At 64.8% G+C, this 14,596-nt stretch carries 14 protein-coding genes; 5 read left to right on the top strand and 9 right to left on the bottom strand.

Translation table 11 applies throughout. The annotated features are described in order from the left end of the window. Positions 1–79 precede the first annotated feature (79 nt). Positions 80–1,417 carry a replicative DNA helicase gene (gene dnaB / locus Mgrana_RS07220; RefSeq protein ID WP_119356958.1) on the bottom strand — a complete coding sequence of 446 codons (1,338 nt, stop codon included), beginning with the start codon at positions 1,415–1,417 and terminating at the stop codon, positions 80–82. 281 nt (positions 1,418–1,698) lie between these two features. Between dnaB and Mgrana_RS07215 the strand changes: the two genes are divergently transcribed. Further along, on the top strand, positions 1,699–2,166 hold the full coding sequence (locus Mgrana_RS07215; protein WP_119356935.1) for an iron chaperone: 468 nt from the start codon (positions 1,699–1,701) through the stop codon (positions 2,164–2,166). A gap of 8 nt (positions 2,167–2,174) precedes the next feature. Here the strand turns inward: Mgrana_RS07215 and ilvD are convergent, their stop codons facing one another. Genes ilvD through leuC form a run of 6 tightly spaced genes read right to left on the bottom strand, consistent with a single transcriptional unit; the run spans position 2,175 to position 7,994 of the window. After that, a complete protein-coding gene (gene ilvD, locus Mgrana_RS07210; protein WP_119356934.1) occupies positions 2,175–3,839 on the bottom strand; it encodes a dihydroxy-acid dehydratase in 1,665 nt (554 codons plus the stop codon). Between the two features lie 45 nt (positions 3,840–3,884). Then, on the bottom strand, positions 3,885–4,619 hold the full coding sequence (locus Mgrana_RS07205) for an SDR family NAD(P)-dependent oxidoreductase (protein WP_119356933.1): 735 nt from the start codon (positions 4,617–4,619) through the stop codon (positions 3,885–3,887). Positions 4,620–4,621: 2 nt separating this feature from the next. Further along, positions 4,622–5,674, bottom strand: a complete 1,053-nt coding sequence (gene leuB / locus Mgrana_RS07200; protein WP_119356932.1) for a 3-isopropylmalate dehydrogenase — start codon at positions 5,672–5,674, stop codon at positions 4,622–4,624. A gap of 14 nt (positions 5,675–5,688) precedes the next feature. Next, entirely contained in the window at positions 5,689–6,294 is a 606-nt protein-coding gene (leuD, locus tag Mgrana_RS07195; protein ID WP_119356931.1) for a 3-isopropylmalate dehydratase small subunit, read from the bottom strand. A gap of 9 nt (positions 6,295–6,303) precedes the next feature. Continuing rightward, positions 6,304–6,540 (bottom strand): hypothetical protein, encoded by a 237-nt coding sequence (locus Mgrana_RS07190; RefSeq protein WP_240631280.1) that lies wholly within the window; start codon positions 6,538–6,540, stop codon positions 6,304–6,306. A 29-nt stretch (positions 6,541–6,569) separates the two neighbouring features. Beyond that, on the bottom strand, positions 6,570–7,994 hold the full coding sequence (gene leuC / locus Mgrana_RS07185) for a 3-isopropylmalate dehydratase large subunit (RefSeq protein WP_119356956.1): 1,425 nt from the start codon (positions 7,992–7,994) through the stop codon (positions 6,570–6,572). Positions 7,995–8,202: 208 nt separating this feature from the next. On the opposite strand from leuC, the gene Mgrana_RS07180 reads away from it, so the two are divergent. The 4 genes from Mgrana_RS07180 to Mgrana_RS07165 are packed head-to-tail and all read left to right on the top strand — an operon-like array spanning position 8,203 to position 12,399. After that, the gene (locus tag Mgrana_RS07180; RefSeq protein ID WP_119356930.1) at positions 8,203–9,003 is read left to right on the top strand and encodes a phosphotransferase; all 801 of its coding nucleotides are present in this window, start codon (positions 8,203–8,205) and stop codon (positions 9,001–9,003) included. Between the two features lie 51 nt (positions 9,004–9,054). After that, positions 9,055–10,377 carry a tRNA (N6-isopentenyl adenosine(37)-C2)-methylthiotransferase MiaB gene (gene miaB / locus Mgrana_RS07175; protein ID WP_119356929.1) on the top strand — a complete coding sequence of 441 codons (1,323 nt, stop codon included), beginning with the start codon at positions 9,055–9,057 and terminating at the stop codon, positions 10,375–10,377. 25 nt (positions 10,378–10,402) lie between these two features. Next, entirely contained in the window at positions 10,403–11,746 is a 1,344-nt protein-coding gene (locus Mgrana_RS07170; RefSeq protein ID WP_119356928.1) for an FAD-binding oxidoreductase, read from the top strand. Then, positions 11,746–12,399 carry an HAD hydrolase-like protein gene (locus tag Mgrana_RS07165; protein WP_119356927.1) on the top strand — a complete coding sequence of 218 codons (654 nt, stop codon included), beginning with the start codon at positions 11,746–11,748 and terminating at the stop codon, positions 12,397–12,399. The genes Mgrana_RS07170 and Mgrana_RS07165 overlap by 1 nt, the downstream gene beginning before the upstream one ends. A 19-nt stretch (positions 12,400–12,418) precedes the next feature. On the opposite strand, the gene Mgrana_RS07160 is transcribed toward Mgrana_RS07165, so the two are convergent. Together Mgrana_RS07160 and Mgrana_RS07155 are read right to left on the bottom strand one after the other, a co-directional pair. Next, a complete protein-coding gene (locus tag Mgrana_RS07160) occupies positions 12,419–13,000 on the bottom strand; it encodes a LutC/YkgG family protein (RefSeq protein WP_119356926.1) in 582 nt (193 codons plus the stop codon). Between the two features lie 44 nt (positions 13,001–13,044). Beyond that, complete coding sequence (locus tag Mgrana_RS07155; protein ID WP_119356925.1) at positions 13,045–14,340, bottom strand: serine hydrolase domain-containing protein; 1,296 nt, start codon at positions 14,338–14,340, stop codon at positions 13,045–13,047. Positions 14,341–14,596: the final 256 nt, after the last annotated feature.

Genomic DNA, 14,596 nt, shown 5'->3' with positions numbered 1-14,596 from the left:
CGGGGGGTTACGAGGGGGTGAGGGGAGGATGGGGGCTCCCCCTAGGGTGGCTGGCACGCGGTGAGGCCTGGGCTCGAGGTCAGATCTCGTCTTTGGCCAGGTCGTTGAAGCGCACGTGCTGGGCATGGAATTGCAGCTCTGCTGTTCCGGTGGGGCCGTTGCGCTGCTTGCCCACGATGATCTCGGCAATCCCGGCCTTTTCCGAATGGGGGTTGTAGTAGTCGTCGCGGTAGATGAACATCACCAGGTCGGCATCCTGCTCGATGGAACCCGACTCGCGCAGGTCGGAGAGCATGGGGCGCTTGTTGGGCCGGGCCTCCACCGCCCGCGAAAGCTGCGAGAGGGCAATCACCGGAACCCCCAGCTCGCGGGCCAGACCCTTCAGCCCCCGGGAGATCTGGGCGATCTCCTGCTGGCGGTTCTCCCCGCCGTTCTTGCCTCCTCCGGGCCCAGACATGAGCTGGAGGTAGTCAATCACGACCAACCCCAGCGAGTGTTGGCTGTGCAGTCGGCGGGCCCGAGCCCGCAGCTCCATCAGGGTTAGGTCGGAGGTGTCGTCAATCAGGATGGGGGCCTCGGCCAGCCGCCCAGCCACATCGGCCAACCGGGAGAAATCCCGGTCAATCAGGGACCCCTGGCGCAGCCGGTTCATGTCCACCCGGGCCTCGGAGCAGAGCATGCGGGTGACCAGCTGGATGGCCGGCATCTCCAGCGAGAAGATCGCCACCGGGAGGTTCTCCCTCAGGGCCACATTCTGGGCGATGGTCAGGGCAAACGCGGTTTTCCCCATGCTGGGCCGGGCCGCGATGATGTTGAGGGAGCCCGCGGTGAGGCCACCGATCATGCTGTCGAGCTCGCGAAAACCACTTCGCACCCCATCGGGCTGGCCTTTGTTTTCGTGCAACCACTCGATGTGCTCGAAGGTCTCGTGCACCAGTTCGCGCATCGCCTGGAACTCTGACTTGGCCCCTTGGGTTGAGACCTCCAGCACCATCCGCCCTGCGCTGTCGAGGATATCCTCCAGGCTTCCCACCTCATCGTAGGCCATGCGCATGGCCTCACCGGCGGCCCCGATCAACTTGCGTAAGGTCCATTTTTCCGCGACGATCTGCCCGTAATACTCCGCGTAGGCTGCGGTAGGGGTGGTTTCGGACAGCCCCACCAAGTAGCTATACCCGCCGATCTCTTCGAGCTCGCCTCGAGTTCGTAACTCCTCTGAGAGGGTGACCAAGTCCACGGGGTCTCGCCGCGCCCGCAACAGGCTCATGGCCGCCCAAATTTTGCGGTGCGACTCCTTATAAAACGCTTCTGGACTGAGGAGACCCTCGAGCCGATCGAGCACCTCGCTGTCGAGCAACACGGATCCCAGCACGCTGGCTTCGGCGTCAAGGTTGTGCGGGGGAATGCGACCTTCGATCTGGGTGGTTGTCATGGCTTCCTCGTGGGCGGGCTCCTGGGCCACTGGGTTGAGGATGGCGCGCAGCTTTGATTCTAACGGTGCGGGCCCTGGTGAGCCTTTAGGGTTGTTCAATCTATCGGACAGAAGGCGAGGCTGCAAGCCCACACCCCACCAACCCAGCCTAAAGGGGCTTCCGTCCGCCTGGGTTCTGGGATACAGTATGCCTTGAACGTAAGGAAAGTTTGCAAAATGCTTTTTGCGTAGCCAACCCCAAGTGTTCTCGAGGTTAGGAGGTACGGATGCCCCAGAAGAGAGACCTGAAAACCCAGCCTGGCACCGGCAAAGCGGCCAAAGGATTCAGCCCTGAGGAGCGGGCCGCAATGAGAGCGCGGGCCAAGGAGCTCAAGGCGGAAGCCCGCGCCCACCAGAGCAAGGCCGAGGGCGAGCGGGCGGTGCTCGAGGCCATCGCGGCCATGCCGGAAGGGGATCGGGCCTTGGCTGAGCGGCTTCACGCTCTGATCAAAGCCCATGCCCCCACCCTCTGGCCCAGAACCTGGTACGGAATGCCCGCCTATGCCCAAGACGGCAAAGTGGTCTGCTTTTTTCAAAGCGCGGCCAAGTTTGGCTCGAGGTACTCAACCCTTGGATTCAGCGACGCCGCAAAACTGGACCAAGGAGCCCTCTGGCCGGTGGCTTTTGCCCTACAGGCCCTGACCCCTGCGGAAGAGCAGAGAATCGTGGCCTTGCTGCAGCAAGCCCTGTCCTAAGGGCTGTTTTACCGGGGTTTGTGCAGGATAGCGCCTTGGCTTGCGCTGCTCACCAGCGCTGCGTAGCGCGCGAACAGCCCGCTTTTGTAGTGGGGCTCGGGGGCCTGCCAGCGCTGGGCTCGCTCGGCCAGCTCGGCCTCGGAAACCTCCAGGTTCAAGGCGCCGCTGTCGCAGTCAATTGAGATCAGATCTCCGTCTTGCACCAGCGCGATCGGGCCGCCCACATAGGCTTCAGGAGCCACGTGGCCGATCATCAGCCCACGGGTACCCCCGCTGAAGCGCCCGTCGGTGACCAGGGCGACATGGGGGCCCAGCCCCTCGCCCACCAACGCCGAGGTCACCGAGAGCATCTCGGGCATCCCAGGGGCACCCTTGGGGCCCTCGTAGCGAATCACCACCACATCGCCCGGCTGGATGCTTTTATTGAGCACCGCTTTCATGGCGGCCTGCTCCCCGTCGAAGACTCGAGCCGGGCCCCGGTGCACCTTGGTCTCGGTGCCCGCCAGCTTGAGCACCGCCCCCTCGGGGGCCAAGGTGCCCTTGAGGATGCGCAATCCCCCCTCGGGCTTGAAGGCCTGCGCTACCGGCACCACCACCTTCTGGCCGGGGGTTTCTCGAGCCTGGGCGGTTTCTTGCCACAGGGTTTTGCCGGTGACGGTCATCTGGTCCCCGTCCAGAATGCCCCCTTCGATCAGGCGGCGGATGATCAGCGGGATGCCCCCAGCCTCCCAAAGCTCCCAGGCGGTGTACTGACCCCAGGGGCGCATATCGGCAATCACCGGAACCTTGCGCGAGATGGCATCGAACTCCTCGAGGCTCAGATCAATCCCTGCTTCATGCGCTACTGCCAGGATGTGCAGCACGGCATTGGTGGAGCCCCCGGTGGCGGCCACCGCGGCGATGGCGTTGGTGAAGCTCTTTTTGGTGAGGAAGCTTCGGGGGGTGCGGTTGTTCCGGATTGCGTCCGCCAGCACCTCCATGACCCGGTAGTTGGCCGCTTTCTTCTCTGGGGCGATGGCCGGGATGGTGTTATACCCTATCGGCGAAAACCCCATTACCTCCATCACCATGGCCATGGTGTTGGCGGTGTACTGCCCCCCGCAGGCTCCAGGCCCAGGAACCGCGCGGCGCTCGAGGGCGTCCAGCTCAGCCTGATCAATCTTCCCGGCGCTATACTGCCCCACCGCCTCATACATCGAGACTACGGTGAGGTTTTTGCCGTGCAGCTTGCCTGGGGCGATGGTTCCACCGTAGAGCACCACGCTGGGCACATCGGCCCGGATGACCCCCATCATCCCGCCGGGATTGGTTTTGTCGCAGGCCCCCAGGGCGACCATCCCATCGTAGAGGTAACCTTGAGCGATCAGCTCGATGCTGTCGGCAATCACCTCGCGGCTGATCAGCGAGGCCCGCATCCCCACCGTCCCCATGCTGATGCCATCGGCGATGGCCGGTGCGCCGAACTCGAAGGTATGCAACCCTACCCGCTTGCCCCCCTCTTTGAGGTCAGCCGCAGCCTCGCGCAGGTTAAGGTTACAGGGCATCCCCTCGGTCCAGGTGTTGACAATGCCCACCCAGGGGATCTGGAAATCTTCGTCCCCCACCCCCACAGCGCGGAGCATGCTGCGGGCCGGGGCACGGTCGGGGCCTTTACGGATGATGTCTGAGCGCATAGAAACCTCGTTGAAAGAAGGCCGGGAGGTGTTCAGTTTTTGGCCTTAAGCATCGTTATACGTGGCTATCTTACCGTGAAACCGACGGGGCTCACCAGCCAGAATCCGCACCAGGGCGGCGGCGGTCTCTTCTGGCTGGATCAGCCGGCCTTCGCGTTGAAATCCCTGGAACATTTGGGCGATCTCGCCCTTAGCCGCGCGGCCTTGGCGCTGCATCTCGGTGTCTACGGTGCCGGGGCTATAGACCAAGGTGGTGATCTCGGGTGCTTCCTGAGCCAGATTGAAGGCCAGATAGTGCTCGGCGGCCTTGGCTGCGCCGTAAGCCCCCCAGCCTACCCTGGGGTGGTGGGCGGCCCCTGAACCCACGAACACCGCGATCCCCGACCCCTGCCGCCGAAGATTGGGGAAGGCGTATTTGGCCAACAAAAACCCAGCCTTGACGTGGGTTGCGAATACCTGGTCGAACTCGGCCTCTGAAAGCTCCCACAACCTTGGGCCAGGGTGCAAAACCCCAGCATTGTGGATGAACCCGGCGAAGCCGCCGATCACCTTGGCCGCTTTAACTGCAAACTGTGCGGTGGCATCCTGCGCGGCATCTCCAACCACGGCTCGAGCCTGAACCCCCAAGCCTTGAACCTCGCGGGTAACCTGCTCCAGGGCTTCCTCACTGCGCGCGTTGAGCACCAGATTGGCCCCGGCGCGGGCCAGCTCGAGGGCCAAGGCCCGCCCGATGCCCCGGCTGGCCCCGGTGAGGATCAGGGTCTGGCCGCGCAGCTCCATGTTCAGGCGGCAACCCGTTGCAGGGCGGCGATGACTTCCTGCGCAAACGCGCCCGTGCTGGCCTTGCCCCCCAGGTCGGGGGTAGGGTTGGTCGAGAGGGCTGCGGTTACGGCACCCTCCACCCGTTTGGCGAGGTCGGGGCGGTTCAGGGCATGGGTCAGCAGCATGGCCGCCGAAAGGATGGCCGCGGTGGGGTTGGCGATGCCCTTGCCGGCGATGTCGGGGGCCGAGCCGTGGACGGGCTCAAACAGGGGCGTTTGCTCGCCCAGGCTGGCCGAGGGCAACAGCCCCAGCGAACCCGGCAGCACGCTGGCCAGGTCGGAGAGAATATCGCCAAAGATGTTGCCGGTTACTACCACATCGAAGCGGCTGGGCCGGGTGACCAGGTGCATGGCCATGGCGTCCACGTACTGGTGCTCCAGGGCCACATCGGGGTAGCTTTGGTGTACCTCGTCCACGGTCTTGCGCCAGAACTCGCCGACCTCGAGTACGTTGGCCTTGTCCACACTGCACACCTGGCCCCGTCGTTTGCGAGCGGCCTCGAAGGCCACCCGGGCGATGCGCTCCACCTCGGGCTTGCTGTAGCGCTCGGTGTTCCAGCCCTCGGCCTCGCTCATGCCACGGGGCTCACCAAAGTAGATGCCGCCGGTCAGTTCGCGGATGACCAGCACGTCCACCCCCCGGGCAATTTCGGGCTTGAGGGGGGAGAGCCCCTCGAGGCCTGGCAGCACTTTGGCGGGGCGCAGGTTGGCAAAGAGGCCGTGGGCCTTGCGCAGGGCCAGCAGGCCGGTCTCGGCCCGCAGGTGGCGGGGCACGTTGTCCCACTTGGGGCCGCCGATGGCCCCCAGCAGGATGGCGTCGGCGGCCAGGCAGCCCTTGCGGGTCACCTCGGGGAAGGGCTCGCCATGAGCGTCTATGGCATTGCCGCCAAAGGGGAAGGCTTCAAACTCGAGGCCCAGACCAAAAGCCTGGTCTGCCGCTTTGAGCACGTCTACCGCTGCATAGGTCACTTCGGGGCCGATGCCGTCTCCGGGAAGCAGGGCAATCTTGGGCATGCGAATCCTTTCGTCTAGCGCTGTACGGCTTTGGGCAGGCGGGCCGAGGCTTGCTCGAGTAAATCGCCAGCTTCCAAAAGGTCGGCGATGGGGTCCCAGCGTCCGGCGACCAGGGCTTTTTGGGCGGATTCGGGGAGCCGCACCTTGAGGATTTGGTCGGCGTAGTAGACCTCTAGCGCCTCCACATCTATGGTCACCATCATCTCGGGGTCGGCTTCTACGGCTGCCGCCAGCGCTTCGATCTCGGCCTTATCCGCCGTCACGCACGGCATTGAGAGGGCCGTGGAGTTGCCAAAGAAAATCTCAGCAAAGCTCTCGCCAATCAGGGCCCGAAAACCGGCGCGGTAGATGGCCTGCGGGGAGTGTTCGCGGCTGCTGCCGCAGCCAAAGTTGGCCCCGACCAGTAGGATCGAGGCGCCCTTGAAACGGGGGTCGTTCAGGGGGTGGGGCTTCAGAGAGCCATCCGGGTTGAAGCGTTCGTCGTAGAAGAGCGCCTCGCCCAGCCCGTCAAAGGTGACCACCTTCAGGTAGCGGGCGGGGGTGATGCGGTCAGTGTCGATGTCGTTGCCCGGCACATGTACAGCACGTCCGGTGACTTGGGTGATCTTTTCCAGGGCCATTCTGCCTCCTTAATCCTTGCTTGAAGCCGGATGGGATTCTTCCTTATCCCTAAACACGCCGATCAACATCCATACTCCCCACAGCGCAGCCGCGGTAGAGAGGAGCAAGCCTAGGGCAAACACCAACCAGCTTTGGGCGGGGGCGGTTTGTATCAGCCGTAGCCAACCTGCCAGTGCCAAGATGGCGGTGGTTACTGAAACCCCAACCAGGGCAATCCCGCCCAGAATTTTCCAAAAAGGCTTCACGCTGCCAAGCTACCACGCCTTGCCAGGGACTAAGCGCCCACCAGCTCGCCCACCCCGAACACTTCCCGTGCGTCGCTCACCGCTCCGGTCACGGCGGCGGCCACCACCATCACCGGCGACATCAGCACGGTGCGCCCGGTGGCGCTGCCCTGGCGGCCCTTGAAGTTGCGGTTGGAGGAGGAGGCGCACAGTTCGTCTCCTACCAGCTTGTCGGGGTTCATGGCCAGGCACATGCTGCACCCGGCACCCCGCCACTCGAACCCGGCCTCGATGAAGATCCGGTCAATCCCCTCCTCTTCGCAGGCTTTGGCTACCGGCTGGGAGCCCGGTACCGCAATGGCCCGCACGCCGGGGGCCACCTTGCGGCCCTTGAGGTACTTGGCGGCCTCGCGGAAGTCCGAGAGCCGACCGTTGGTGCAACTGCCCAAAAAGGCCACATCCACCTTCACCCCTTTGATGGGCTGGCCGGGGTTTAGTTTCATGTGCTTGAGGGCTTCCTCGAGGCCGGCCCGCTCGGCCTCGGGGTAGAGGGCGGGGTCGGGGATGCGGTCGGTGATGGCGCAGCCCTGGCCGGGGTTGATGCCCCAGGTCACGGTGGGGGCGATGTCCTCAGCGTGGATGTTCACCACGTCGTCGTAGGTGGCGTCCTTGTCAGAGGCCAGGGCCTTCCAGCGCTCGACGGCTTTGTCCCACTCGGCGCCCTTGGGTGCGTAGGGGCGGCCCTTCAGATAGTCGAAGGTGGTCTGGTCGGGGTTGACGTAGCCGATGCGGGCCCCACCCTCGATGCTCATGTTGCAGACCGTCATGCGCTCTTCCATGCTGAAGTTATCGAAGACCTCGCCGCCGTACTCGTAGGCGTAGCCGATGCCCCCGTTCACCCCCAGCACCTTGATGATGTGCAGGATCACGTCCTTGGCGTAGACCCCTGGGCGCAGCTGGCCGTTCACGTTAATCCGGCGCACCTTGAGTTTGCTCACCGCCATGGTCTGGGTGGCCAGCACATCGCGAACCTGGGTGGTGCCAATGCCAAAGGCAATAGCCCCAAAGGCCCCGTGGGTGGAGGTGTGGGAGTCGCCGCAGGCGATGGTCATGCCGGGCTGGGTGATGCCGTTTTCCGGGCCAATCACATGCACAATCCCCTGAAGCCCGGAGCTCACATCGAAAAAGGTGATGCCGAAATCCTGCACGTTCTTGCGCAGTTGGCGGATCATCTCGTCGGCCTGGGGGTCGGCGAAGGGCTCCTGCAAGCTGTGGGTGGGCACAATGTGGTCTACCGTGGCGAAGGTGCGCTCGGGGAAGCGAACCTTGAGGCCCAGGTCGCGCAGCATCCCGAAGGCCTGGGGGCTGGTGACCTCGTGGATCAGGTGGGTGTCGATGAAGAGCTGGGTTTGACCATTGGGCAGGGTTCGGATGGCATGGGTTTCCCAGACCTTCTCATACAAGCTCTTTCCCATCATGCTTCCTTTCTGCGGCTAAAAGCCCCCGGAGCGGGGTTCCGGGGACTTGGATGCCGTTCGCCTTAGGCCCACCGGATGGGGGAGCTGGGCGTTAGCGGAATGAAGCCGCGCATTGGCCCAAGTCTACCGTTTGGTATACCAAACGTCAAGCCGGGGTTTGGGGCCTTTGCGGATGGAGGTCCCACCCTGGGTTAGGCTAAGGGGGATGCTGCTGACGCGGCTGGGGGCCGGACGTGAAGCGGAGGTGTACGCCTGGGGCGAGCACCATGTGCTTAAGCTGTTCTGGCCTGAGTTTTCCCGAGCCGATGCGGAGTGGGAGGCCGGTCTCATCCGGCAGATCTGCCTGATGGGGCTGCCCAGTCCCAAGATTGAGGATATGCTCGAGACCGACGGGCGCTGGGGAATTGTTTTGGAGCGGGCGGAGGGGGTACCGCTGACCCAGTACATCGCCGGGGATCCCACCCGGATGCGCTTTGCCGCCCAGATGCTGGGGGTGTTGCACCGTCAGATCCACGCCCGGCCTGCTTCGCAGCTTCCCCGGCAGCGAGAACGGCTGGTGCGCAGCCTCGAGACCAGCCCCCTTACAGAGGAGCACAGGGCGGTTTTGCTGGCCTATCTGCAGGCCTTGCCCGAGGGCACCTCGCTGTGCCACGGGGATTTTCATCCCGAGAATGTGCTGGTGGGTGGGAGCGGGGTGCAGGTGGTGGACTGGCCCAATGCCACCTGCGGTCACCCGGCTGCGGATCTGGCCCAGAGCGCCCTGCTGATCCTCCACAGCGCCCTTCCCGAAGACCTTCCGGCCCGGGCGGAAATCCAGAGCGGGCGCGAGGCCTTCTTCCGGGAATACCTGCAGCACTATGCCCAAGGCCCGACCGCTGAGCTCGAGGCCCAGATCGCCCAGTGGCTGCCCCTTTTGGCCGCGGCCCGGCTGCGGGAGGGCATCGAGGAGGAACGCCCTGGGCTGCTGGGCTTGATTGAGCGCGGATTGAACCCCAGCGGGGCCTAGCGTATCCTGACCTTTGGCCCCGGAATCCCTCCGGCCCGCCTCGAGGTTCGCATGAAAACCAACATCATCACCTATGGCTGTCAGATGAACGAGTACGATACCCACCTCGTGAAAAGCGAGCTGGTATCGTTGGGCGCGGAATTTGTAGACACCTGGCAGGAGGCCGACTTTGTGCTGGTCAACACCTGCGCGGTGCGCGGCAAGCCCGTCGAGAAGGTACGCTCTCTGCTGGGTGAGCTGCGCAAGGCCAAGGAAAAACGGCCCCTGCTGGTGGGCATGATGGGCTGCCTGGCCCAGCTCGAGGAGGGCCAGCAGATGGCCCGCAAGTTTGAAGTGGATGTGCTGCTGGGGCCGGGGGCGCTCACCGAGATTAGCAAGGCTATAGAGTCCAGACACAAGTTCTGGGACCTCTCCTTCCGCGAAGAGCTGACCCACCACCTGCCCCCTGCACCCCAGGGGGCCCTCTCGGCGTTTGTAAGCATCATCCGGGGTTGCAACCACCACTGCACCTATTGCATTGTGCCCACCACGCGGGGCCCCGAAGTGAGCCGCCACCCCGACCTGATTCTGCGGGAAATTGAGCAGCTCAAAGCTGCCGGGGTGGTGGAGGTCACCCTGCTGGGCCAGAACGTGAACTCCTACGGCAAGGACCAGCCCGGCTTCCCGAGCTTTGCCGAGCTCTTGCGGAGGGTGGGCCAGATGGGCCTTCCCCGCATCAAGTTCACCACCTCCCACCCGGTCAACTTCACCGACGACGTGATAGCCGCCATCGCCGAGACCCCACAGGTCTGCCGCTACATCCACCTGCCGGTGCAGTCGGGCTCGAACCGCGTCTTGCGCCGCATGGGGCGGGAGTACCGGCGCGAGTGGTATCTGGATCGCATCCGGGCCATCCGCGAGGCCATGCCCGATGTGGTTCTTTCTACCGACCTGATTGTGGGCTTTCCGGGCGAGACCGAGGAAGACTTCCAGGAGACCCTCTCGCTCTACGACGAGGTGGGCTACGACTCGGCCTACATGTTCATCTACTCCCCCCGCCCCGGCACGCCGAGCTACAAGCACTTCCAGGACCTGCCCCGCGAGGTGAAGGTAGAGCGGCTTCAGCGGCTCATCGAAAAACAAAAGGACTGGAGCTACCGGCAGAACCAGCGCTGGGTGGGCCAGACCGTAGAGGTACTGGTGCGCGGTGCGGCCAAGGACGAGAGCTACGCCGAGGGCCACACCCCAGGCAACCACCCCACCCTGGTCCCGGCAGCCCAGGCCCCCCGTCCGGGGCTCTACCCGGTGCTGGTCAAGCAGGCCACCCCGCACATGCTGTTTGGGGAGGTGGTGGGGGCCCAGGAGTTGGCCACCCTGCCGCTGATGATGGCCTAGCGCGGCTTGGCGCTATGCTGTTGGCATGCTGGATGCCCTAAAAGCCGCCCTGCCTGAGCGGGTCAGTACCGCCTCGAGCGACCTCGAGGCGCACTCCCACGATGAAGGCTATCCGGCCCGGACTCTGCCCTTAGCGGTGGTCTACGCCCAAAGCCTGGACGAGGTGCAAAAGGCCTTAGCCTGGGCCCGCGACACCGGCACCCCGGTGGTGCCCTTCGGGGCGGGGACCAGCCTCGAGGGGCAGCTGCTCCCCCCAGGGCCTGCCCTTAGCCTGGACCTCTCGCGCATGAACCGGGTACTGGAGGTCCGGCCTGAGGATTTTATGGCTACGGTCGAGCCGGGGCTGAGCCGTGAGGCCCTCAACGCGTCGCTGAAGGGGACTGGGCTTTTTTTCCCGGTAGACCCTGGGGCCAATGCCTCCCTGGGCGGGATGGCTTCGACCAATGCCTCTGGCACCACCACCCTGCGCTATGGGGGGATGCGCCCGAACGTGCTGGCCCTGCAGGTGGTGCTGGCCAGCGGTGAGGTGCTCGAGCTGGGCCGTGGGGTGCGCAAGACCAGCGCCGGTTATGACCTCAAAGACCTATTCATCGGCGCCGAGGGCACCCTGGGAATCATCACCCGGCTCACCCTCAAACTGCACCCCCTGCCCGCCCAGGTGCACACCCTGCGGGTTTTCTTCGAGCACCTCGAGGCCGCTGCCGAGGCCGCCTATACCCTGCTGGGCTCGGGGTTGCCGTTGGCTCGGCTGGAGCTTCTTGACGAGCTGAGCCTAAGATCCATCAACCGCTATTTGGGCCGTGATTATCCCGAGCAGCCCGCACTGTTTGTGGAGTTTCACTCCTCGACCGGCGAGGCCCTGGAGGCTGAGTCCCAGTTAGCTGTGGGGCTGATGCGCGAAGCCGGGGCGGTGGCGGTGGCTGCCGCTAAAACCCAGGAGGAGCGCAGCGCCCAGTGGGAGGCCCGGCATCAGCTCTACTGGGCCCAGGTGGCTCAGCACCCAGGGTGCCGTTTCATGATCACCGATACCGCGGTACCGATCTCCCAAATGCCCGCGCTGGTGCGCTATGCCCAGCACTTGCTGGCAGAGCTGGGCCTCAGCGGGAGCATCCTGGGGCACGTGGGGGACGGTAACTTCCATACCCTGGTGGCGGTGGATGAGCAGGGGTATCCCCAGGCCGAGCGCTATGCGATGGGGTTGGTGGAAAAGGCCCTCGAGCTCGGCGGGACCTCCACCGGTGAGCACGGGGTGGGGCTGCGCAAGAAGAAGTATCTAGCCCAGGAACACGGCCCGGCGCTGGAATGGATGGGGCGGCTCAAGCAGCTTTTCGACCCCCACGGGCTGCTCAACCCCGGTAAAATCGTCTAATGGCTCTGGATGCGCTGCTCTTTGACCTAGATGGGACCCTGCTCGAGACCGAGGAAGGCATTCTGGCGTGTTTCCGCCAGACCTTCGAAGCCCTGGGCTTGCCGCAAAAGCCCGACCTCGAGCTCCGCCGCTATATCGGCCCCCCGCTGCAGGCCGCCTGGAATGAGCTGGTCGGGGCTGAGCGGGCTGAGGAGGCCATAGCCCTCTACCGCGACTGCTACGAGACCTTTGGCAAACTTCGGGCCCGCCCCTACGACGGAATTCCGGAAGCCCTGGCCCAGCTTTCAACCACCCATCGGCTGTTTGTCGCCACCTCCAAGCGCCACCCTTTCGCCCTCGAGATGGTGGAGCATTTTGGCCTGGCCCGCTATTTCTCCGGGGTGTACGGTCTGCGACCGGAGAAGCTCGACGAGGACAAAACCGCCCTGATCGCCCGGGTGCTCCACGACCAACGGCTCAGCCCCCGCCAAGCGGTGATGATTGGGGATCGCAAATACGATCTGATTGGGGCCCAGGCCAACCGTGTGGGGACGGTTGGGGTGTTGTGGGGCTACGGCAGCCAGGCTGAGCTCGAGGCCCACCATCCCATGGCCTTGTGCCGACGGCCCCACGATCTGCCAGGGCTGATCGCTAAGATGCCCCCCAGGGTCTGATGGGTCCCCTGAGAGCGGCTCAGCCGGGGGGTGCGGCGACCACGGCTGCGATGAGTCGGCCAGGCCCGTGAACCCCCCGCACCATGATCTGCCCGATGTCCGCGGATTTGCTGGGCCCGGAGTGCAGTCCCAGGGCTGCGGGCAGGGCATCCCGCAGGGCCGTGAGGGCCTCGAGCAGGGTTCCATACAGGCGTTCTTGGGGGACGAAGACCACGTGGGTCGGGGGCAGGAGCTGGGCTCGGCGCCCATCGGCACTGCTCAGGATGACCGTCCCGGTCTCGGCGACCGCCCCCAGGGCCCAGGAAACCCCTAGCGGGGCTTCCTCGGGCGGCAGCTGGGGGAGGTCGGGGCGCAGGGCCTCGGGTAGTTGGTGCCCCAGCGCGACCCCGGAGTAGCCCTGGGCCAGCTGGGCCAGCCAGGCTCGAGCCGCATCCAGGTCGGGCAGGTAGAGGGTCTCACCGCCGTTGCTGCCCAGCCGCTCCTGGAAGAGCCGGAGGGCTTCCTCGGGGGATGGGCTCGGTAAGGTCAGCGGGGGGGGCAGCTCGAGCCTGGGACGGTGCTCGAGGGCCCGGTGGATGCGCCGGAGGATGGGGTCGCGCATGTCTACCAGTCTTCACCGGGCCGGGGGAAAGGTCAAATGTCCTTCTAACCGCCGAAACAATCGTAGCTAGGCCACCGGGTCACGCTCTGGGCGGCGTCCTCGAGGCTGCGTTTCAGCTCAGCGATAAAGCTCCAGTCATTCCAGGGGCGGCTGTTGAAAAAGGCTGCGCTCACCACCCCATTCGGTAGGCGCAGGAGCAGCGTGCGGGTTCCGGCCAAGGCCCCGTCGTGCGACCACTCCATGGCTCCATTCTTGAGCTGCACCTCCCAGCCCAGGGCGTAGTAGCGATCCCGTCCGGCATATTGGGGTAGGTTGGGGCGCCGCAGCATCTCGGCCAGGGCCTCCGGTGAGAGCGGCGACGGGGTGGGGCGCAGGCCTTCCAGGCTCACCACCAAACGCACAATGTCCTGAGCGGAGGCCACCAACCCACCGTTGGCCTCCTGGGCTTCGAGGTAGAAGTCCCCATAGGGCCGCGGGGCCTGCTTTCCGTCCAGGATCGAGGCCACCAAGGGGGCGTTGGGGAAATCGTAGTAATGGACCTCCCCCGGCCAGCGGTCGGTTTCGCGGGTGCGGGCAAAGCGCACATCCCGGATCCCCACCCTGGCCAGCATTTCGGTGACGTAGGCTTGGTAGCTTTGGCCGCTCAGCCGCTCGATGACCTGCCCCAGCGCGGCATATCCGATGTTGGAATAGGCCCAGCGGGTTCCTGGGGTGAAGCTCAGGTTGCGGCTCATCAGGTAGCTGAGCAGATCCCGGCTCGAGAGCGTATCGGATCTGCCCATGGCCTTGGCCACATAGTCCAAAGTGGGGCGATACATTGGATCCCCCGCGGCGTTGCGGTTCCAGCCGGAGGAGTGCTGGAGCAGGTCGCGCAGGGTGATCTGCTTGATCCGGGGGTCCCCCAACTTCCCGCCGTAGGGTTCCAGGTCGAGGAGGTTGATCAGCTTCTCGGCCAAAAAAGCCTTCAGGGAGGGGTATCGGCCTTGGCGCACCAGGGCCTCGCCCAGGTGCAGGGTGGCCACCGCGGTAACCGGTTTGGTCAGGCTGGCAAGCCGAAACAGCGAGGTCGGTTGCACCGCTTCCTTGGCGGCAACATCGGCCCAGCCATACCCTCGGGAGAGCACCAGCCGCCCATCCTTGGCCACTGCCAGGGCGGCACCGGGGATTTGATATTTTTCCAGCAGCCGGGTCATCACCCGGTCGTAGCCCTCGAGGCCGGGGGCCGAGTAGCCGGTAAGGGGTTTGTGGTCTTTGCCAAAGCTTTGGGGTGGGGGAGGGATGCAGATGGTTTGGGCCAGAGCCAGGCCACCCAGCATCCAGATGAAGGAGAGCCAGCGCATACCTCCGCTCGAGCATTTCGTAAGGGGGTGAGGCAAGCATGAAGGAAGGCTCGAGCCCCCCTCATGCAGCCTCCCAGGCCGGGCGGGGTCGGTTCCCGTTCAAATGCCGTGGGGGATGAGCCTTGAATGCTGTAGCCTAATCCCAGGCGGGCAACGTTAGCCCCGGCCAGCGAGTGGGATCTTCCTGGGCGGGTGGTCTAACCAAAAGCGCGGGCTCTTGCGCTTATTGTGGTCATACGCCTAAATGCCAGAGGCC

The sequence above is a fragment of the Meiothermus granaticius NBRC 107808 genome (assembly GCF_003574355.1).
GTDB lineage: Bacteria > Deinococcota > Deinococci > Deinococcales > Thermaceae > Meiothermus > Meiothermus granaticius.
This window is presented reverse-complemented; position numbering and strand designations above follow the sequence as displayed.

What these genes read in the sequence shown, in the direction of transcription:
- Mgrana_RS07215 (WP_119356935.1), top strand. Translation starts at nt 1,699, where the DNA reads ATGCCCCAGAAGAGAGACCTGAAAACCCAGCCTGGCACCGGCAAAGCG.
- ilvD (WP_119356934.1), bottom strand. Translation starts at nt 3,839, where the DNA reads ATGCGCTCAGACATCATCCGTAAAGGCCCCGACCGTGCCCCGGCCCGC.
- Mgrana_RS07205 (WP_119356933.1), bottom strand. Translation starts at nt 4,619, where the DNA reads ATGGAGCTGCGCGGCCAGACCCTGATCCTCACCGGGGCCAGCCGGGGC.
- leuB (WP_119356932.1), bottom strand. Translation starts at nt 5,674, where the DNA reads ATGCCCAAGATTGCCCTGCTTCCCGGAGACGGCATCGGCCCCGAAGTG.
- leuD (WP_119356931.1), bottom strand. Translation starts at nt 6,294, where the DNA reads ATGGCCCTGGAAAAGATCACCCAAGTCACCGGACGTGCTGTACATGTG.
- leuC (WP_119356956.1), bottom strand. Translation starts at nt 7,994, where the DNA reads ATGGGAAAGAGCTTGTATGAGAAGGTCTGGGAAACCCATGCCATCCGA.
- Mgrana_RS07180 (WP_119356930.1), top strand. Translation starts at nt 8,203, where the DNA reads ATGCTGCTGACGCGGCTGGGGGCCGGACGTGAAGCGGAGGTGTACGCC.
- miaB (WP_119356929.1), top strand. Translation starts at nt 9,055, where the DNA reads ATGAAAACCAACATCATCACCTATGGCTGTCAGATGAACGAGTACGAT.
- Mgrana_RS07170 (WP_119356928.1), top strand. Translation starts at nt 10,403, where the DNA reads ATGCTGGATGCCCTAAAAGCCGCCCTGCCTGAGCGGGTCAGTACCGCC.
- Mgrana_RS07165 (WP_119356927.1), top strand. Translation starts at nt 11,746, where the DNA reads ATGGCTCTGGATGCGCTGCTCTTTGACCTAGATGGGACCCTGCTCGAG.
- Mgrana_RS07160 (WP_119356926.1), bottom strand. Translation starts at nt 13,000, where the DNA reads ATGCGCGACCCCATCCTCCGGCGCATCCACCGGGCCCTCGAGCACCGT.
- Mgrana_RS07155 (WP_119356925.1), bottom strand. Translation starts at nt 14,340, where the DNA reads ATGCGCTGGCTCTCCTTCATCTGGATGCTGGGTGGCCTGGCTCTGGCC.